Source organism: Streptomyces sp. QH1-20, from assembly GCF_041283565.1.
GTDB classification, from domain to species: Bacteria; Actinomycetota; Actinomycetes; order Streptomycetales; family Streptomycetaceae; genus Streptomyces; species Streptomyces syringius.
Genome location: NZ_CP166299.1, coordinates 5934404 through 5953493, shown reverse-complemented (window position 1 = coordinate 5953493; position 19090 = coordinate 5934404). Strand labels below are relative to the sequence as shown.

At 73.0% G+C, this 19090-nt stretch carries 17 protein-coding genes; 6 read left to right on the top strand and 11 right to left on the bottom strand.

What is annotated here, in order from left to right; genetic code table 11:
• Positions 1-112 precede the first annotated feature (112 nt).
• On the bottom strand, positions 113-1375 hold the full coding sequence (locus tag AB8O64_RS27000) for a sensor histidine kinase (protein ID WP_370421822.1): 1263 nt from the start codon (positions 1373-1375) through the stop codon (positions 113-115).
• Positions 1376-1381: 6 nt separating this feature from the next.
• Positions 1382-2035 (bottom strand): response regulator transcription factor, encoded by a 654-nt coding sequence (locus AB8O64_RS26995; protein WP_130881783.1) that lies wholly within the window; start codon positions 2033-2035, stop codon positions 1382-1384.
• Between the two features lie 308 nt (positions 2036-2343).
• On the opposite strand from AB8O64_RS26995, the gene AB8O64_RS26990 reads away from it, so the two are divergent.
• On the top strand, positions 2344-2511 hold the full coding sequence (locus tag AB8O64_RS26990; RefSeq protein ID WP_356453722.1) for a hypothetical protein: 168 nt from the start codon (positions 2344-2346) through the stop codon (positions 2509-2511).
• A 163-nt stretch (positions 2512-2674) separates the two neighbouring features.
• Here the strand turns inward: AB8O64_RS26990 and AB8O64_RS26985 are convergent, their stop codons facing one another.
• Both AB8O64_RS26985 and AB8O64_RS26980 read right to left on the bottom strand, forming a co-directional pair.
• Positions 2675-3487: an inositol monophosphatase family protein gene (locus AB8O64_RS26985; RefSeq protein ID WP_370421820.1), complete on the bottom strand. Its 813-nt coding sequence runs from the start codon at positions 3485-3487 to the stop codon at positions 2675-2677.
• 65 nt (positions 3488-3552) lie between these two features.
• Positions 3553-4683, bottom strand: a complete 1131-nt coding sequence (locus AB8O64_RS26980; protein ID WP_370421818.1) for a ferrochelatase — start codon at positions 4681-4683, stop codon at positions 3553-3555.
• A 151-nt stretch (positions 4684-4834) separates the two neighbouring features.
• Here AB8O64_RS26980 and AB8O64_RS26975 point away from each other — a divergent pair, with 151 nt between their 5' ends.
• A complete protein-coding gene (locus AB8O64_RS26975; protein WP_370421817.1) occupies positions 4835-6109 on the top strand; it encodes an MFS transporter in 1275 nt (424 codons plus the stop codon).
• Complete coding sequence (locus AB8O64_RS26970) at positions 6066-7388, top strand: D-arabinono-1,4-lactone oxidase (RefSeq protein ID WP_370421815.1); 1323 nt, start codon at positions 6066-6068, stop codon at positions 7386-7388. The genes AB8O64_RS26975 and AB8O64_RS26970 overlap by 44 nt, the downstream gene beginning before the upstream one ends.
• On the opposite strand, the gene AB8O64_RS26965 is transcribed toward AB8O64_RS26970, so the two are convergent.
• Positions 7377-8540: a hypothetical protein gene (locus AB8O64_RS26965; RefSeq protein WP_370421814.1), complete on the bottom strand. Its 1164-nt coding sequence runs from the start codon at positions 8538-8540 to the stop codon at positions 7377-7379. The genes AB8O64_RS26970 and AB8O64_RS26965 overlap by 12 nt on opposite strands.
• A gap of 350 nt (positions 8541-8890) precedes the next feature.
• Between AB8O64_RS26965 and sepH the strand changes: the two genes are divergently transcribed.
• The gene (gene sepH / locus AB8O64_RS26960) at positions 8891-9967 is read left to right on the top strand and encodes a septation protein SepH (protein WP_365369306.1); all 1077 of its coding nucleotides are present in this window, start codon (positions 8891-8893) and stop codon (positions 9965-9967) included.
• 173 nt (positions 9968-10140) lie between these two features.
• Here sepH and AB8O64_RS26955 read toward each other — a convergent pair whose 3' ends face one another.
• Positions 10141-10980 carry a sulfurtransferase gene (locus tag AB8O64_RS26955; RefSeq protein ID WP_370421811.1) on the bottom strand — a complete coding sequence of 280 codons (840 nt, stop codon included), beginning with the start codon at positions 10978-10980 and terminating at the stop codon, positions 10141-10143.
• Between the two features lie 267 nt (positions 10981-11247).
• Between AB8O64_RS26955 and AB8O64_RS26950 the strand changes: the two genes are divergently transcribed.
• Positions 11248-12051 (top strand): VOC family protein, encoded by an 804-nt coding sequence (locus tag AB8O64_RS26950; RefSeq protein ID WP_370421809.1) that lies wholly within the window; start codon positions 11248-11250, stop codon positions 12049-12051.
• Here the strand turns inward: AB8O64_RS26950 and AB8O64_RS26945 are convergent.
• The 4 genes from AB8O64_RS26945 to AB8O64_RS26930 form a co-directional block, all read right to left on the bottom strand.
• Positions 12026-12709, bottom strand: a complete 684-nt coding sequence (locus AB8O64_RS26945) for a thymidine kinase (protein ID WP_130881790.1) — start codon at positions 12707-12709, stop codon at positions 12026-12028. The genes AB8O64_RS26950 and AB8O64_RS26945 overlap by 26 nt on opposite strands.
• Positions 12710-12804: 95 nt before the next feature.
• Complete coding sequence (locus AB8O64_RS26940) at positions 12805-14013, bottom strand: alkaline phosphatase family protein (RefSeq protein ID WP_370421807.1); 1209 nt, start codon at positions 14011-14013, stop codon at positions 12805-12807.
• Positions 14013-14600 (bottom strand): DUF5998 family protein, encoded by a 588-nt coding sequence (locus AB8O64_RS26935; RefSeq protein ID WP_370421805.1) that lies wholly within the window; start codon positions 14598-14600, stop codon positions 14013-14015. Before AB8O64_RS26935 ends, AB8O64_RS26940 begins: the two co-directional genes overlap by 1 nt.
• Positions 14601-14732: 132 nt before the next feature.
• Positions 14733-17534 (bottom strand): GNAT family N-acetyltransferase, encoded by a 2802-nt coding sequence (locus AB8O64_RS26930; RefSeq protein ID WP_370421804.1) that lies wholly within the window; start codon positions 17532-17534, stop codon positions 14733-14735.
• Positions 17535-17749: 215 nt separating this feature from the next.
• Here AB8O64_RS26930 and AB8O64_RS26925 point away from each other — a divergent pair, with 215 nt between their 5' ends.
• A complete protein-coding gene (locus AB8O64_RS26925; RefSeq protein ID WP_130881794.1) occupies positions 17750-18031 on the top strand; it encodes an HPr family phosphocarrier protein in 282 nt (93 codons plus the stop codon).
• Positions 18032-18201: 170 nt separating this feature from the next.
• Here the strand turns inward: AB8O64_RS26925 and AB8O64_RS26920 are convergent, their stop codons facing one another.
• A complete protein-coding gene (locus AB8O64_RS26920; RefSeq protein ID WP_370421802.1) occupies positions 18202-18930 on the bottom strand; it encodes a GntR family transcriptional regulator in 729 nt (242 codons plus the stop codon).
• Positions 18931-19090 lie beyond the last annotated feature (160 nt).

Here is a 19090-nt window from a genome sequence, read left to right as displayed (position 1 = left end):
TAGATGGCCGGAAGTTTGCGCATGTGATCGATCACACATACCCACAGCGTTGGCCGGAACGTGAAAATTCCGCCCAAAGCGAACCTTCGGCCGCCCTATTCTCGCAGAGTTCTCAGGTCGGCAGGACAACCCTCATGATCAACCCGCCTCCCTCTCTGGGTTCGGCCGTGATCCGCCCGCCGTGCGCCCGGGCCACCGAGCGCACGATCGACAGACCGAGGCCCACACCCTTGTCGCTGCCCGTGCGCTCGGTGCGGAGGCGCCGGAACGGCTCGAAGATGTTGTCCAGCTCGTACGCCGGCACGATCGGCCCGGTGTTCTCCACGACCAGCAGCGCCTGGCCCGGCAGGGACTTCGTGGTGACCTCGACCCAGCCGTCCGGGGTGTTGTAGCGCACGGCGTTCTGCACGAGGTTCAGCGCGATCCGCTCCAGGAGCACGCCGTTGCCCTGCACGACCGCGGGCTCCCGGCTCCCCCGCAGCTCCACGCCCTTGCCCTGCGCCTCGGCACGGGCCTGGTCGAGGGCCTGGGAGGCCACCTCGGCGAGATCCACGGGCTTGCGGTCCACGATCTCGTTGTCGCTGCGGGCGAGCAGCAGCAGGCCCTCCACGAGCTGCTCGCTGCGCTCGTTGGTGGCGAGCAGCGTCTTGCCGAGCTGCTGCAGCTCGGGCGAGGCGCCGGGGTCGGAGAGATGGACCTCCAGCAGCGTCCGGTTGATCGCCAGCGGGGTGCGCAGCTCGTGCGAGGCGTTGGCCACGAACCGCTGCTGCGCGGTGAAGGCCCGCTCCAGCCGGTCCAGCATCTCGTCGAAGGTGTCCGAGAGCTCCTTCAACTCGTCGTCCGGCCCACCCAGTTCGATGCGCCGGGAGAGGTCCGTCCCCGCGACGCGACGGGCGGTGCGGGTCATCTTGCCGAGCGGCGAGAGGACCCGGCCGGCCATGGCGTAGCCGAAGGCGAAGGCGATGACGGCGAGGCCGAGGAGGGCGAGCAGGGAACGGCGCAGCAGGCCTTCCAGGGCCCCCTGGCGCTGGTGGCTCATGCAGGTGCTGAGGATGTCGTTGGCCTGGCTGGGGGTGAGGCCGGGGGCCTTCAGACCGGGGCAGGCGTCGCCTGTGACCTTCACCTGGCTGCCGTTGACCAGCTCGATCAGCGGCTCACTGCCGGTGCTCAGCGCGTTGGCAGCCAGCAGATAGATGATCGTCAGCAGCAGGACACCGGCCATCAGGAACATCCCGCCGTAGAGCAGAGTGAGCCTTATCCGGATGGTGGGGCGCAGCCAGGGGAACGGCCGGACGACCGGCTGGCGGGGGTCCCAGGTGGGCTTCGGCGGCGTGGGAGGGGTCGCCGGTGGTGCGGGGGTGGCAGGAGAGGGCATAGGGCGTCAGATCCGGTATCCGGAGCCGGGCACGGTGACGATCACGGCGGGCTCGCCGAGCTTGCGGCGGAGCGTCATGACCGTGACGCGGACGACATTGGTGAACGGGTCGGTGTTCTCGTCCCAGGCCTTCTCGAGGAGCTGCTCGGCCGAGACGACCGCGCCCTCGCTGCGCATGAGCACCTCCAGCACCGCGAACTCCTTCGGCGCCAGCTGCACCTCCCGGCCCTCGCGGAAGACCTCACGGCGGTTGGGGTCCAGCTTGATGCCGGCGCGCTCCAGCACGGGCGGCAGGGCCACGGTGGTGCGGCGGCCCAGCGCCCGTACGCGCGCGGTCAGCTCGCTGAAGGCGAAGGGCTTGGGCAGATAGTCGTCCGCGCCGATCTCCAGGCCCTCCACGCGGTCGCTGACGTCGCCGGAGGCGGTGAGCATCAGGACGCGGGTGGGCATGCCGAGCTCGACGACCTTGCGGCAGACGTCGTCGCCGTGGACGAGCGGGAGGTCCCGGTCGAGCACGATGACGTCGTAGTCGTTGACGGCGATGCGCTCCAGAGCGGCGGCTCCGTCGTACACGACGTCGACGGCCATGGCCTCCCGGCGCAGTCCGGTGGCGACGGCATCGGCGAGCAGCTGCTCGTCCTCGACGACGAGTACGCGCACGGCGCTGTTCCTTTCCTTGGGCCCTGTGGGCAGGTGTGAGTCCCCTGACGGGTGCGTCCATCCTGCCTCGAACGTCGATAAACCGGCCGTAAGGGGGGCCCGGACGGCCGGAACGAGGGGGATTCCGGATTCCTTGAAGGTCACAGGTTTCCGCTCGGATCGCGTTGGGGAAGACGTCTGCACACCCGCGATCACGCTTTGTGGCGCCACGTCACGACCGGCCGCCACCCGCAGGGCACACCGCACGTGATCGTTTCGCCGTCGGCACACCCCCGTGCCATCGACCCACGACGAGAGGGCGCCGCACCATGGACGCGTTCACCGCTGGCATCCTGCAGCGCATAGAGAACACCCGGACCGACCTCGACCAGGCCCGCCGGACCGGCGACGAGTTCCTCGCCGAGGTCGAGCAGGCCGAGCTGGACGACCTGCACCGCCTGGCCGCCGAGCACGGCGTCCAGGTCACCGCCGCGTGAGCCCTTCGGGCTGATCCCCACGGCCGAGCGCCCCGCTGCCCTGTATGGCGGCGGGGCGTTCGTCGTATCCGTCGCGCGTTCCGCTCCGTGTCTCCGGCCGCGCCCGGAGTGGACCGGCGGACAGCCGACGGTCCGGGCCGTGTCCGGCTTCCCGCCCGGAGGGCTAGTCGTGCCAGGCGCCCAGCGCCTCCAGGCGGGCCTGGAGCGGCTCGAAGAGGCCCTGGGGGGCCGCCACGGTCAGTTCCGTGGAGACCGGGTCGCCGGGGCGGCCGCCCGTCAGCGCGCCCGCCTCGCGGGCGATGAGGGCCCCCGCCGCGTAGTCCCAGGGGTTGAGCCCGCGCTCGTAGTACCCGTCCAGCCGGCCGCAGGCCACGTCGCACAGGTCGATCGCCGCCGATCCCCCGCGCCGGATGTCGCGGACCTCCGGCAGAAGGGACCGCAGCACCTCCGCCTGGGCGGCCCGGCGGGCCGTGAGATAGCCGAAGCCGGTGCCGATCAGTGCCTGGTCGGGGGCCGGCGCGGGACGCACCCGCAGGCGGCGGTCGCCGGCGAAGGCTCCCTCGCCGAGCACCGCCCGGTACGTCTCGCCGCGCATCGGGGCGGCGACGACGCCGACGGCCGCCTCGCCGTCGATCTCGGCGGCGATGGAGACGGCCCACGACGGCAGGCCGTACAGATAGTTGACCGTGCCGTCGAGCGGGTCGATGACCCAGCGCACCCCACTGGTGCCCTCGCTGCTGGCCCCCTCCTCGCCCAGCACCCCGTCGTACGGGCGCCGGTCCGCGAGGAAGCCGGTGATCAGCTTCTCGGAGGCGATGTCCATCTCGGTGACGACGTCGATGGAGCTGGTCTTGGTCGCGGCCACCCCGAGATCGGCCGGGCGGCCGTCGCGCAGCAGCGCGGCGGCGCACTCCGCGGCCTCCAGGGCCACGGCCAGGAGTTCGGCCTTCAGGGGGGCGTCGGACACGTCGTTCACGGTGCTCCTCGGTGCGTCTTTCCGCTGTGTGCGGGACCTGCGCGGAACGGGACTGCTGATTGCGGTCAGGGACTGTCGGCACCCGCCGCGGCGGGGCGCGGGGCGCGGGCCGGGCAGCAGCCGATGGGGCACAGGTCGTGGCTCGGGCCGAGGGCGCCCAGCGCGCAGCGCTCGGGCGAGCGGCCGCGCTCGGTGGCCGCGCGCTCCAGCACCAGGTCACGGACGGCGGCGGCGAAGCGCGGGTCGGCGCCCACGGTGGCGGCGCGGGCGACCGGCAGCCCGAGGTCGGCGGCCTTGGCGGTGGCCTCGGTGTCGAGGTCGTACTTGACCTCCATGTGGTCCGAGACGAAGCCGATCGGGATCATGACGACGCCGGGGACACCGGCGCCGTGCGCGCTCTCCAGGTGGTCGCAGATGTCGGGCTCGAGCCAGGGGATGTGCGGGGCGCCGCTGCGCGACTGGTAGACGAGCTGCCAGGGGTGGTCGACGCCGGTCTCCTCGCGGACCGCCTCGGCGATCAGGTGGGCGACGTCGAGGTGCTGGGCGACGTACGCGCCGCCGTCACCGTGCCCGGCCACCGGACCGGAGGTGTCGGCGGCGGCGGTCGGGATGGAGTGCGTGGTGAAGGCGAGATGCGCCCGCTCCCGGACGCCCTCGGGCAGCTCGGCGAGCGCCGCCAGCGTCGCGTCGACCATGGGGCGGACGAAGCCGGGGTGGTTGAAGTAGTGACGCAGTTTGTCGACGCGCGGCGGCGTCAGGCCCTCGGCCTCCAGGGCGGCGAGGGCGTCCGCGAGGTTCTCGCGGTACTGCCGGCAGCCGGAGTAGGAGGCGTACGCGCTGGTGGCCAGCGTCAGGACGCGGCGGTGGCCGTCCTCGGTCAGCCGGCGCAGGGTGTCGGTCAGATACGGCGCCCAGTTGCGGTTGCCCCAGTAGACCGGCAGGTCCAGGCCATGGTCGGCGAAGTCCTTGCGCAGTGCGTCGAGCAGCTCACGGTTCTGGGCGTTGATCGGGCTGACGCCGTCGAAGAGGAAATAGTGCTGCCCGACCTCCTTGAGCCGCTCGCGGGGGATGCCCCGGCCACGGGTCACGTTCTCCAGGAACGGCACGACGTCCTCCGGGCCCTCGGGTCCGCCGAAGGACAGCAGCAGCAGGGCGTCGTAAGGGGAACACGGGGCAGCAGCGCTCTGATCCGACATGCGTCCGATCCTGCCACCCGGCACTGACAGGCAGGAAATGCCGTGCGTCGTACTGTTGTACGGCGTAAGCTGTATCGGCCACTTACATCCCTTACGCCCAGCGCGCCCCTCCCCCGTCGCCCCCTGGCCGTCATCTCTCGCGGAGTCACCCTTGCCCAGTCCCTACCGCGCGATATTCGCCGCCCCCGGCGCCAAGGGCTTCTCCACCGCCGGCTTCTTCGGCCGGATGCCGCTGTCGATGATGGGCATCGGCATCGTCACGATGGTCTCCCAGCTCACCGGCCGGTACGGGCTGGCGGGCGCGCTCTCGGCGACGCTCGCGCTGTCGGCCGCCGTGCTCGGCCCGCAGATATCCCGCCTCGTCGACCGGCACGGGCAGCGCCGGGTGCTGCGCCCGGCGACGCTGGTGGCGCTCGCCGCGGTCGCGGGGCTGCTGATCAGCGCGCAGCAGGAGTGGCCGGACTGGACGCTGTTCCTCTTCTCGGCCTGTGGCGGCTGCGTGCCGAGCGTGGGCTCGATGGTGCGGGCCCGATGGGCCGCGATCTACCGGGGCTCGCCGCGGGAGCTGCACACCGCCTACTCCTTCGAGTCCGTCGTCGACGAGGCGTGCTTCGTCTTCGGGCCGATCCTGTCGATCGGTCTGTCCACGGCGTGGTTCCCGGAGGCGGGCCCGCTGCTGGCCGGCTGCTTCCTGGCCGTCGGGGTCTTCTGGCTGACCTCGCTGCGCGCCACCGAACCCGAGCCGCACCCCCGCGACCACCACGGCGACGGCTCCGCGCTGCGCTCGCGGGGGCTGCAGGTGCTGGTGGCGACCTTCGTCGCCACGGGCGCCATCTTCGGCGCGGTGGACGTGGTGACGGTGGCGTTCGCCGAGGAGGAGGGCCACAAGGCCGCGGCGAGCCTGGTGCTCGCGGTGTACGCGCTGGGCTCCTGCCTGGCGGGCGCGGTCTTCGGCCTGCTGCATCTGAAGGGCGACCCGGCCCGCCGCTGGCTGCTGGGCGTGTGTGCGATGGCCGTGAGTATGATCCCCCTCCAACTGGTCGGGAACCTGCCGTTCTTGGCCGTGGCGCTCTTTGTCGCGGGCCTGTCCATCGCACCGACGATGGTCACCACGATGGCCCTCGTCGAACAGCATGTACCGCGCGCGAAGCTGACCGAGGGCATGACCTGGACGAGCACCGGGCTCGCGGTCGGAGTGGCGCTCGGGTCGTCGGCCGCCGGCTGGGTGGTCGACGCCGCGGGCGCCGGGGCGGGGTACACGGTGGCCGGCGTGTCGGGGGTGCTCGCGGCGGCGGTCGCGTTCCTCGGGTACCGCCGGCTCCGGCCGGCGCCGCAGCGGGTGGGGGCACCCATGCCGCAGGCAAGGGGAGGGGCTGTCGCGGATGACGGAGCGGACGACGGGAACGAGCAGCAGCGCGTGGCGTAACTGGGCGGGGAACGTCACCGTCCGGCCGGAACGGACCGCGGCCCCGGCCTCGGCCGAGGAGCTGGCCGCCCTGGTCGCCAGGGCGGCCGCCGAAGGCCTGCGGGTGAAGGCGGTCGGCACCGGTCACTCCTTCACCGCCGCCGCGGCCACGGACGGGTTGCTGATCCGCCCCGAGCGGCTCACCGGCGTCCACGCCGTCGACCGCGCGGCGGGGACCGTGACGGTCGCCGCGGGCACGCCCCTCAGGCGGCTGAACGAGACACTGTCCGCTCACGGCCTGTCGCTGGCCAACATGGGCGACATCATGGAACAGACGGTCTCCGGGGCGGTCAGCACCGGCACCCACGGCACCGGCCGCGACTCGGCCTCGCTGGCCGCCCAGATCACCGGCCTGGAGCTGGTGACGGCCGACGGCTCGCGGCTCACCTGCTCCGCGAGCGAGAACCCGGACGTCTTCGCCGCGGCCCGGCTGGGGCTCGGCGCCCTGGGTGTGATCACCGCGATCACCTTCGCGGTGGAGCCGGAATTCCTGCTCAGGGCGCGTGAGGAACCCATGCCCTTCGACCGGGTGACGGCCGAGTTCGATCAGCTGGTCGCCGAGAACGAGCACTTCGAGTTCTATTGGTTCCCGCACACCGACAGCTGCACCACCAAGCGCAACAACCGCAGTGCGGGACCCGCGGCGCCGCCCGGTCGCGTCGCCGGCTGGGTCGAGGACGAGCTGCTGGCCAACGGGCTCTTCCAGGCCGTGTGCACGGTGGGCCGGGCCGTCCCCGCCGCCGTCCCCGGCATCGCCAAGGTCGCCGGCCGGGCCCTCTCCGCCCGTACGTACACCGATGTCGCCTACAAGGTCTTCACCAGCCCGCGCCGGGTCCGCTTCCTGGAGATGGAGTACGCGCTGCCGCGCGAGGCCGCCGTGGCGGCGCTGCGCGAATTACGGGCGATGATCGAGCGCACGGGGCTGCGGATCGGCTTCCCGGTGGAGGTGCGGACCGCCCCGGCCGACGACGTACCGCTGTCCACCGCCTACGGGCGGGACACCGCCTATCTGGCCGTCCACATGTACCGGGGCACCCCGTACCGGGCCTACTTCACCGCCGCCGAGCAGATCATGACGGCCCACGGCGGACGGCCGCACTGGGGGAAGCTGCACAGCCGTGACGCCGCGTATCTGGCCGGTGCCTATCCGCGGTTCGCGGAGTTCGGCGCGCTGCGGGACCGGCTGGACCCGCAGCGCGTCTTCGGCAACGACTACCTGCGCCGGGTCCTAGGACCCTGAGCCAGCGCCGGCCGCGGCGTTCTGCTGCCCCTGGGGCGGCTGCGGCGACTGCGACGGCTGACCGCCGCCGGTGCCCGCGCCACCGTTGGTGGTGTCGCCCTTGCCGTCGTCGCCCTTGCCGCTGTCCGGCGTCCCGCTGGGCTCGTTCGGCGGCGTCGGCTTCGGTGTCGGCGTGGAGCCGCCGGAGGACGGCGAGGTCCGCGGGTCCGGCGACGAGTGGTCCGTACCGCCGCCCTGCCGGGAGGGGTCGGGGGAGGGGGACGATCCGTCGGTTCCGCTCTCCTGGCCGCCGCCCTGCGAGTGGCCGGGGCCGGGCGTGTGCGAGGGCCCCTGGTCGTGCTTCTTCTCCGACTTCTGCGGCTGGAAGATCTGGCCGACCGTGGTCCCGCCGCCTCCGTCCGCACTGGAGCCCTGGATCAGCTCGACGGCCGTCACCGTGCCCATGGCCAGGACGAAGACGGCGCCGGCGGCCAGCAGCGGACGCTTCCAGCCGCGCAGCCGGGTGCCGTGGGTCGTGCCGTCACTGAACGCGTCGTTGAAAGCGCCCTTGGACGAGCCGCCGTACGGGCCGTCGCGCGTGTCGCCATGCTGATCGTTGTGCGGTTCGGAGCCCGCGCCGGAGTGCGCCCCCGCGTACGCCCCGGCTTCCGCCGTGGGGCCCGCTTGGTACAGCGCCTGCGTCGCGTCGACCTCCGGCAGCATCTGGGTCGCCTCGACCTGCCGGAGCAGCCGCGTACGGTCCGGATCCGGCATCCCGGGCCGGCCCCCGCCGGCCGCCGGCATGACGGTCGTCGCGTCCGCGTCGCCCTCGGACCTGCCGTTTCGCCCTTCGCCGTCCGCTCGGTCGGTCGCGTTCCTGATGGCCCGGTCCGCGTGCCGCAGGGGGACCTGGCGCAGCCTCGGCTTCGCCGCCTGGACCGTCGCCTCGGTGATTTTCTCGCCGGTTCGCTTGAACAAGTGCTGGAAGATCGTGCCACCGGTGGTGGCGACCACGCTGACGACACCGGCACCGATAATCGTCCCGTATACACCGAGCTTGCCCGCGAGCAGCGCGGCGACGCACGCCGCGAGGGCGCTGCCGGCTACCTGCGCGACGCTCAGCTCCAGACGCTTGTTCTTCGGTTTTGCCTCGCTTTCGCCTTTGTCGTCCATCTCCAGCCTCTGTGTAGCCCTTTCATTCCTTCTGACAGACAGGACAGACTTCCGAGCGTAACGAACAGTTCCGATTCGGGCGATTGTGTGAACCTCACCACCTATGGGACAGCCGTACACACGAAGGGGCGCACTCAACTCCCTTGCCGGGGGTGAACTTCGATGGCGCGCCGATCCACCTCCAGTGGCCCGAATGGAGTACTGTGGCGAGCCCTGGCCCCGATTTATCCCGTCCGGCTGCCCGGGCCCAACGGGAGGGGCCCAGGCGGCACTCGCCCCGTCAACTCGGCAATGTTGTGGCAGGCTGCACCCGGGCAGGCCACACTCGACTAGCGGAAGCAGCGACGCACGTGACGTCGGCAGGCACCACCCGGGAGGTCCCCATGCCCGAACTGCGTGTCGTGGCCGTCTCCAACGACGGCACACGGCTGGTGCTCAAGGCTGCGGACAGCACGGAGTACACGCTTCCCATCGACGAGCGCCTGCGCGCCGCGGTGCGCAACGACCGTGCCCGTCTGGGACAGATCGAGATCGAGGTGGAGAGCCATCTCCGCCCCCGAGACATCCAGGCCCGTATACGTGCGGGCGCCTCCGCCGAGGAGGTCGCGCAGCTCGCCGGCATCCCGGTCGAGCGAGTCCGGCGCTTCGAGGGCCCTGTGCTGGCCGAGCGCGCGTTCATGGCCGAGCGGGCCCGCAAGACACCCGTCCGCCGCCCCGGCGAGAACACCGGCCCGCAGCTCGGTGAGGCCGTGGCGGAGCGGATGTCCCTGCGCGGGGCCGAGAAGGACACCGCGCAGTGGGACTCGTGGCGCCGCGACGACGGCACCTGGGAAGTCCTCCTCGTCTATCGCGTGGCCGGTGAGCCGCGCGCCGCGAGCTGGACGTACGACCCGCCCCGACGGATCGTCCAGGCGATGGACGACGAGGCACGGGCCCTCATCGGCGAGACCGATGACACGCCCGAGCCGAGCTTCCCGTTCGTCCCGCGCATCGCCCGGCTGCCCCGCGACCGACCGCTGGACCGGTCGCTGGACCGCCAGCAGTCCCCGCCGCCGTCGGACGCGGACGCCGAGTCCCCGGCCGAGGAGACGGTCAAGGAGCGGGACACCCTGACGAGCCTGCTCGAAGCGGTGCCCAGCTTCCGTGGCGACATGGTGGTGCCCGAGGCACCGTCGGTGGCTCCCGCGGTCCCGGCCGAGGGACCGCCCGACGAGGCGGAGGCCGCCGAGCCGCCCGCACCGGCGGCGAGCGCCGGCGCCGCGTACGCGGACGTGCTGATGCCCCGGTCGGTGGCCGGCCACCGGGACCGGCTGACCGGCACCACGGACCGTCAGGCGGAGGCGGACGGCGTCCGGCCGGGCCGCCGGGCGGCGGTACCCAGCTGGGACGAGATCGTCTTCGGCACCCGCCGCAAGAAACAGGAGTGAGCCCACTGCGGTGAGCCGCCGTCATCTCCCCCACCGAAGCGGGGGAGATGACGGCGGCTCACGCGCTCGCTCACCCACATGGCCGCCGTCCGATCGGTTCGTTTCCCGACGGATTCCGCGATCCACTTTCGCGATCGCCCAGGCCTATTTTCAGCCAACGGCCCGGGAGGCGGTCAGCCCGGCTGAGGGCCCGTCGCCACCGGGCGGCTGCCGTCCGCCGTCCACTCGCTCCAGGAGCCGACGTACAGCGCCGCCGGGATCCCGGCGACTGCCAGGGCCAGCACCTGCTGCGCCGCCGACACACCCGAGCCGCAGTAGACGCCCACCTCCGTGCCCGGCGTGGCGCCCAGCGCCGCGAACCGCCGGCTGAGCACCGCGGCGGGGTGGAAGCGGCCGTCCTCGGCAGCGTTCTCGCTCGTCGGGGCGGACACCGCGCCGGGGATGTGGCCGGCGACCCGGTCGATCGGCTCGACCTCGCCCCGGTAGCGCTCCCCCGCCCGGGCGTCCAGCAGCAGGCCCCGCCCGGCCAGCGCCGCCGCGCCGTCCGCGTCGAGGAGGATCGGGCGCGCACCGGGCTCGGGGACGAAGTCGCCCTCCGTCGCCGCCGGGATCTCCTTCGTCAGCGAACCGCCCCGGCTCGTCCAGGCGGCGAGCCCGCCGTCGAGCACCCGTACGGCCGGGTGTCCCGTCCAGCGCAGCAGCCACCAGGCGCGAGCCGCCGCCCAGCCCAACCCGCCGTCGTAGACGACGACCTCACGGTCCCGGCTCACCCCGGCCCGCCGCATCGCCGCCCCGAACGCGTCGATGTCCGGCAGCGGGTGCCGGCCCCGCTCCCCCGGTGCCCCGGCGAGCTCGGCGTCCAGGTCCACATAGACGGCGCCGGGCAGATGCCCGGCCTCGTACTCCGGGCGGCCGGAAGGCCGGCCGTGCTGCCAGCGGATGTCCAAAAGGGTCGGCGGCCGTTCTCCGGCCGCTGCGCTCACGAGTTGGTCTGCGGTGATGATGGCGTCCATGGCCGCCATTCTGGCGTAGTCGGCATTGCGCCGAATGGCCCTCTGGCCAGACCGCGCGAAGCTGATCGATACTGGACGCCCCTGACGCCGAAACGGATGCGCGGCTCGAAATCGGGCATTCTCCTGCGGGAACCCGGGGAATCCGGCGCGGCCGGGGGGTACGTCACCACAGGTGGTGCAAGCATCTGGTCGGGCCCCGTCCCATCCAGAGCGCCACCGACCGGCGCGGGCGCGCGGCCACCACGATGGTCCGAGGAGAGAGTGACGATGACCGAGGTATGGGGGTCCCCCCAGCAGAGCAAGGGGGAGGCTCGGCACACCCCAGGCACCCCATGCTGGACAAGCCTCCTGGTGCACGATCTGGAGGCTATCCAGGACTTCTACAGTGGTCTGTTCGGCTGGAGCTACTACAGCCCCGGACCACGCCAACTGGGCCCGTACGTCCGTGCGACGATCGACGGCCGCGATGTGGCCGGGATCGGCGAACTGCTGCCCGACCGCCGGCTGTCGACCACCTGGACGACCTATCTCGCCAGCGACGACGCGGACGCGAGCGCGGAGTGGATCCGCTGTTCCGGCGGCACGGTGGGCGTGGGCCCGCTGACCGCGGAGGACGCGGGGCGGCTGGTGCTCGCCTCCGACCCGGCGGGCGCGCCCTTCGGCGTCTGGCAGGGCCAGGAGCTGGTGGGCCCCGCGCTGGTGGGCGTGCCGGGCACGCCGGTCTGGCATGAGCTGATCACCTATGAGACCGCCGCCGTCGTGAAGTTCTACCAGGCCCTCTTCGGCTACGAGACGGTGTCGGCCGACCCGTTGGACACCGACTACCTCACCCTGCTCGTGGACGGCCGTCCGGTCGCCGCGATCCACGGCGTGGGGGCCGCCCTGCCGCGCCGCCGGGGCCCGCACTGGATGACGTACTTCGAGGTGGCGGACACCGATGCCGCCGCCCGGCGGGCGGACGAGCTCGGCGGCCGGGTGCTGCTGCCGCCTCAGGAGGGGCGGACCGGCCGGGTGGCCACGGTCGCGGACCCGGAGGGGGCCGTCCTCACACTCCTACGGACGACGCGTTAGCGCTCTCGTCCACGGGGTCCAGCGGCAGGACGTCGGGCGACAGGGCCGCGGCGCGGGCCGCGGCGGCCGTCAGCCGACGGCGGTGGTGACGGCGGCACAGCACCTCGTAACCCACCACGGTCTCCGGCTGGTTGACGTCGCCCACGACGACCTGCGCGCCTTCGACGACCATCTGTCCGCCGACCGTACGGGCGTTGTGGGTGGCACGCGCGCCGCACCAGCAGAGCGCCTCGACCTGGAGGACCTCTATCCGGTCGGCGAGTTCGACCAGGCGCTGGGAGCCGGGGAAGAGCCGGGTGCGGAAGTCGGTGGTGATACCGAAGGCGAAGACGTCGAGTTCGAGGTCGTCGACGATGCGGGCCAGCTGGTCGACCTGCTCCGGGGCGAGGAACTGCGCCTCGTCGGCGATGACGTAGTCCGCGCGGCCGCCGGCGGAGATGTGACCGACGATGTGCGCGTAGAAGTCGAAGCCCTCGCCCGCCTCGACGGAGTCGGTGACCAGACCGAGCCGGGAGGAGAGCTTTCCCTCACCCGCGCGGTCGTTCTTCGTGTAGATCATCCCTTGGAGCCCGCGGGTCGAGCGGTTGTGCTCGATCTGCAGAGCGAGGGTGCTCTTTCCGCAGTCCATGGTTCCGGAGAAGAACACCAGCTCGGGCATGGGAAAGCCAATGCCTTTCATTTGTCTCGGTCGTCGGCGGGCGGGGCGGTGCGGCGGGTCGGGGCTCGGGGGCGTACGGCGCGCGTGCGTACGGCTCAGGTACGTACTTCGAGGAGCGGCACGAGCTGCTCGACGGGCGTCATGGAACCGTGCAGACCGACCATCGCGGATTCGTTCGGCTCGGTCTCGGACGCGACGATCGCGATGTCGTCGCGGGCCGCGGCGACGACATCGCCGATCCGGGCGTACACCCGGTCGTCGACGCCCTCACCGGGCGGTCCGAACCAGCCGGCCTCGATGGCCTCGTCACGACCCGCCACCCACATCTGCTCGCCGAGCACCTCACGCCACACGGCGAGCACATCGTTGGCAGCGCCGGGCACGGCGTACACATGGCGGGCCCGGGCCTCGCCGCCGAGCAGGGCGACCCCGGCGCGCAGCTCCCAGTCCTCGTCGAAGTCGATGCGCGACTCCGGGTCGAAGGGGATGTCGATCATGCCGTGGTCGGCGGTGACGTACAGCGCCGAGCGGGGCGGCAGCTGCTCCGCGAGCCGCTGGGCGAGCCGGTCCACGTACATCAACTGGCCGCGCCACTCGTCGGAGTCGACGCCGAAGCGGTGGCCCTTGCCGTCGACCTCGCTGTAGTAGGTGTAGACGAGCGAGCGGTCGGCGGCGGCGAGCCGGTCGGCCGCGAGGTCCATCCGGTCCTCGCCGGAGAGCCGGCCGTGGAAGGTGCCGCCGCTCAGTGCGATCTTCGTCAGCGGGGTGTGCTGGAAGTCGGGCGCGGAGACCTGGCAGGTGTGCACCCCCGCGGCGTCCGCGAGTTGGAAGACGGTCGGGTACGGCTGCCAGACGTGCGGGTCGGTCCACGGCCGCCAGCGGAGCTGGTTCATCAGCTGCCCGGTGGCGGGGTCGGCGACGGTGTAGCCCGGCAGGCCGTGGGCCCCGGGCGGCAGCCCGGTGCCCACCGAGGCCAGTGAGGTGGCGGTGGTCGACGGGAAGCCCGCGGTCATGGGCTCGCCGGTGCCGTTCATGGACGTACCGAGCAAGGAGTGCAGGAAGGGCGCTTCCGCCGGGTGGGCGCGCAGCAGCTCCCAGCCCAGACCGTCGATGAGGAAGACACAGACCCGGTCGGCGGACGCCAGGTCCATGCCGGCGGGAAGACCGGGGACGCCCATGCCGGACGCGATGGTGGGCAGCAGATCGGCGAGCGAGCCGGTGCCGTAGCGCGGGAGCGGGGCGGAGCGGGGGTCGAGCGGGGCGGGCTCGTGCCAGGCGGAGCCCGCCGTCGTCAGGTGTGTCATCAGCGGGCGGTGGCCGCGGTCGCCTCGGAGAGCGCCTGGGCGAAGGCCAGGGTCTGGCGGACGGTGTCCGGACCGTCGCCCGCCTCGCTGACGCGCAGGCTCAGGTCGTCGGCGGTCGACGAGCCGGTGTAGCCGTGGTCGGCGTCGCAGTTGGGGTCGCCGCAGGCGGCGGGCTCCAGGTCGATCCGGGAGACCGCGCCCCAGCCGATGGTGAGGACGACCTCGCGCGGCAGGGTGCCGGGGGTGTACGACTCGGGGTTGGCGACGACGCGGCTGAGCACCACCGAGGAGATCCGGCCGATCTTCACGGACTCGGTCGAGGTGGTGGCGTACGGGGAGGGCGACGTGGCGTCGGCGGCCTGCTCGTCGGTGTGGCTGACGATGAAGCGCGTGCCGGTCAGGACGAGGACCGTGACATGGCGGCGGACCTCGTTCGAATCGAAGGTCGTCTCCTGGTGGACCAGGTACGAGGCGATCGGCTCCCCGCCCACGGCGGCCTCCACCGCCTCGGCCACGAGGGCCGGGTAGTAGCCGCTGCGCTCGATCGCCGCGCGCAGCCCCTGGGTCGTCGTACCGGTCTTCGCCATACGCCCATCCTACGGGGCGTACGGGGTCGCCTTGGCGCTTGGCCTCAGCGGCCCCTTGGCCCGAGGTCCACGGCTGTGGGCCGTCCTGCCGTCCGGCACCGCCGCGCGGTGCGGGTGCACACCCGCACCGCCTCAATACGCGGGCAGGCTGCGCGGGCCGAGGTCGGTGCGGGCCGGGGGCGGGGCGAGGCGCAGGGACGCCCCGAGCACATGGACGCCGTGCGGGGCGACGATCACGGGCTCCAGGTCGGCGCCCACGACCTCGGGGTGGTCGTCCACCAGGCGCGAGACGCGCAGCAGCAGCTCCTCGAGGGCTCCGGTGTCCACGGGGGCGGAGCCGCGCCAGCCGAAGAGCAGCGGCGCGGTACGGATCGAGCGGATCAGCTCGGCGACGTCCCGGTCGGTCGCCGGGACGAGGCGGTGGGCCGTGTCGCCGAGCAGCAGGGACGGCGCCCCCGCCAGCCCGAAGGAGAGCACCGCGCCGGCCGCCGGGTCGATCGCGGCCCGTACGACCGTGTCGACGCCGCGGGGGGCCATCGACTGCACCACCAGCCGGGTCTCCTCGGGCTTGCCGAGCAGCTCGGTCAACTCCGCGTAGGCCCTGCGCAGTTCCCCTTCGCCGCCCAGATCGAGCCGGACGCCGCCGAGGTCGGCGCGGTGGCGCAGGTGCGGGGCGGTGGGCTTGAGCGCCACGGGGAACCCGAGCCGGTGTGCCGCGCGGACGGCGCTGTCGGGGTCGGGCGCGGGCAGGGCGGGCAGCACGGCGATCCCGTACCGGGCGAGCAGCCGCTGGGTGTCGGCGGCGGACAGGGTGACGGCCCGGGCACCGCCGGGCGGCGAGGAGGCCGCGCCGTGGGCGGTCAGCAGCACGTCGATGTCGGCGGCCGCGCCGGCCTCGTCGATGTCGTCGTACTCGGGCACCCGGCCGGGCTCCGCGAGCTGCCGCCGCCATCGGGCGTACCGCGCGGCCTCGGCCAGTGCCCGGACGGCGCGCTCGGCCGCGGGGTAGGCGGGTATGCGCACGGCGGGCGCGCTGTCGGCGGGGCCGGGCGTCCGCTCCGGCTCCCCGGGGAGCACGGCGGGGGCGGCCGCCAGCGCCTCGGCGAGGCCCTCGATCTCCAGGTGGACGACGGTGACGGGCTTGGCGGCCGGGGACTGCGCGACGGCTTCCCGCAGGGCGGTGGCGAGATCGGCGGCGGAGGTGTCGCCCACCCAGGGGATCGCGGTGACCACCACCGCGTCGCTCCCGCCGTCCGCCAGGGCCTCGGCGAGGGCCGCGCGGAAGTCGGCGGGGCCCGCGGCCGTGGTGAGGTCGCGCGGGGGCAGCGGGCGCAGGCCTTCCGTGAGGCAGGCGTCGTAGGTGAGGAGGGCCAGCGACTCGGAATTGCCGAGGATGGCCACGCGGGGGCCCGCGGGCAGCGGCTGGGAGGCGAGGAGCAGCCCGGCGTCGGCGAGCTCGGTGACCGTGTCGACGCGTATGACGCCCGCCTGCCGCAGCAGGTCGGAGACGGTGGCGTCGGGGATGCGGGTGGTGGGGACGGCGTGCCCGGTGGGGGCCGCGCCGCCGTGGCGGGCGCCCTTGACGACGACGACCGGCTTACGGGCCGCGGTGCGCTTGGCGAGGCGGGTGAACTTCCGGGGGTTGCCGATCGATTCCAGGTACATGAGGGCGACGTCGGTGTCCGGGTCGTCGTGCCAGTACTGGAGGAAGTCGTTGCCGGAGACGTCGGCGCGGTTTCCCGCGGAGACGAAGGTGGAGACGCCGACCAGCCCGGCGGCGCGCCGGTGCAGCCCGGAGAGCAGGGCGATGCCGATCGCGCCGGACTGGCTGAACAGCCCGAGCCGCCCGGCAGCGGGCAGCTCGGGCGACAGGGAGGCGTTGAGCCGGACGCCCTCGGCGGTGTTGATGAGGCCGAAGGCGTTGGGGCCGATGATGCGCATGCCGTACGAGCGGGCCTGGCGGACCAGCTCGCGCTGGCGGGCGCGGCCGTCGGGGCCGCTCTCGGCGTATCCGGCGGAGAGGACGACGAGGCCCTGCACGCCGTGCTCGCCGCACTCGGCGACGACGGACGGCACCGCGGCGGCGGGCACGGCGACGACGGCGAGGTCGACGGGGTCGGTGATGTCGAGGACCGAGCGGTGGGCGGGGACGCCCTCGGGTTCGAGGACGGAAAGCCCTTCGGGGAAGGCCCGGTTGACCGCGTGCGCGCGGCCCGTGAAGCCGCCCGCCAGCACATTGCGCAGGACGGTGCGGCCCATGCCGCCCGCCTGGCGGCCCGTGCCGATGACGGCGACGGAGCCGGGGGCGAGGAGGCGCTGGACGGAGCGGGCCTCGGCGCGCTGCTCACGGGCCCGCTGGACGGCGAGGGACCGGTCGGTGGGCTCGAGGTCCAGCTCGAGCCGGACGACGCCGTCCTCGAAGCTGCGCTTCTGGGTGTAGCCCGCGTCCGTGAACACCTTGATCATCTTGGTGTTGGCGGGCAGCACCTCGGCGGCGAAGCGCCGGATGGAGCGCTCGCGCGCGACGGCCGCGATGTGTTCGAGCAGGGCGGAGGCGACACCGCGGCCCTGGTGGGCGTCCTGGACGAGGAAGGCGACCTCGGCCTCGTCGGCGGGGGCGGTGGCGGGCATGCCCCGGGCGTCGATGCGGTCGTAGCGGACGGTGGCGATGAACTCGCCCCCGACGGTGGCGGCCAGGCCCACCCGGTCGACGTAGTCGTGGTGGGTGAATCGGTGCACGTCCCGGTCGGAGAGCCGGGGGTAGGGGGCGAAGAAGCGGTAGTACTTCGACTCGTCCGACACCTGTTCGTAGAAGCTGACCAGGCGGCCCGCGTCGTCGGAGGTGATGGGGCGGACCTGGGCGGTGCCGCCGTCGCGCAGCACGACGTCGGCTTCCCAGTGGGTCGGGTACGCGTGCTCGGACGGCGTCTGCATGGGGTCAGCGTACGACCGGGCACCGACAGCGGTCCCGGCTCACCCCCCTGTGGCGAGGGCGGGGTGGGGCTGTTGTCACCCGGGAGGCGGCCGGGTGTCGTCCGGGATGCGAGAGAGGTGTCGCCCGCGGTGTCGTGGGGAGCACCACACCGGAGCACCGCCACCCCCGTGAGACACTGGTCTAGACAACCAATAGCGACTTGAAGGGCAACACCATGGTTGAGCGCCGCGTCAACGTCGGCTGGGCCGAGGGCCTGCACGCCCGCCCCGCGTCGATCTTCGTCCGTGCCGCGACGGCCGCCGGCGTCCCCGTGACGATCGCCAAGGCCGACGGCAGCCCCGTCAACGCCGCGTCGATGCTGGCCGTGCTGGGCCTGGGCGCCCAGGGCGGCGAGGAGATCGTCCTCGCCACCGAGGCGGAAGGCGCCGAGGCCGCGCTCGACCGTCTGGCCAAGCTGGTCGCCGAGGGGCTCGAGGAGCTCCCGGAGACCGTCTGATTCACCGCGCATCGCGCCCGGCGGGGCCGCGGCGGCCGATCGAGGCCGTCGCGGCCCCGCTCTTTTGCCGGTGCGGACCCGTTTGTTTTGCGCGGGCGCACGGGATCCGAGGCCGCACCCGGAAATACCCGCCGCTCGCTCTCGACGGCGCTTTGAATAGCGGATTCTTGTTAAGAGCGGGCGCTCACCGTGTTTACGGATTGTTTCGGATTTCTCACTCTCCCGGCCCGCCCCACGCTCACCGGCCGCCGCAGCCGGTATTCACCCGGCGGCCGGCCGGCCCGCGCCTCGGCCAGCGCCCGGGCCCGCTCCGCGTCGCCCCGGGCGACGGCGTCGACGAGGGCCCCGTGGACCTCCCAGACCTCGACGGGCCGCAGCGGGGTCTCCGGTGCGTAGACCCAGGCGATCTTGAGTCGTAGCTGAGTGAGCAGGGCGGCGAGGCTGGGGCTGCCGGAGGCCTGGGCGAGGGTCTCGTCGAACCAGTCGCCCAGAGGGCGCAGTTCCGCCGTACGACCGCCCCGGGCGCGCTCCTGCCCCAGCCTGACCAGTCCGCGCAGCACCTTCAGATGGGCCTCCGTGCGGCGCTGGGCGGCACGTGCGGCGCCGAGCGGCTCCAGCAGGGCGCGGACGTCGAGGAGATCGGCGGCCTCCCGCTCACTGGGCTCGGCGACACAGGCCCCGGCGTGCCGGCGGGTGGTCACGAACCCCTCGGAGGCGAGGGTGCGCAGGGCCTCGCGCACCGGCACCCGGGAGACGCCGTAACGGCGGGCCAGTAACTCCTCGATGAGCCGGCTGCCGGGCGGGTGGACCCCGGAGACGATGTCGTCGCGGATCGCCGCGCACACGGCGTGCGCGGAAATGCGGCTGCCTTCTCGCGCTGCTTCGCCATTGCCGGTCACGTAGGGCCCCGCATCAGTGAACCTCCGCCTTAATCCCCGCGAAACGCGGCCGATTGACGACTGTTCGGCGACTCTATGGCAATAGCCATGGATTTCCGATGGGAGCCGGGAATCCATGGCTATTTTTTGGCCAACGGGCCGGTGGATACGCCCGGTCGAC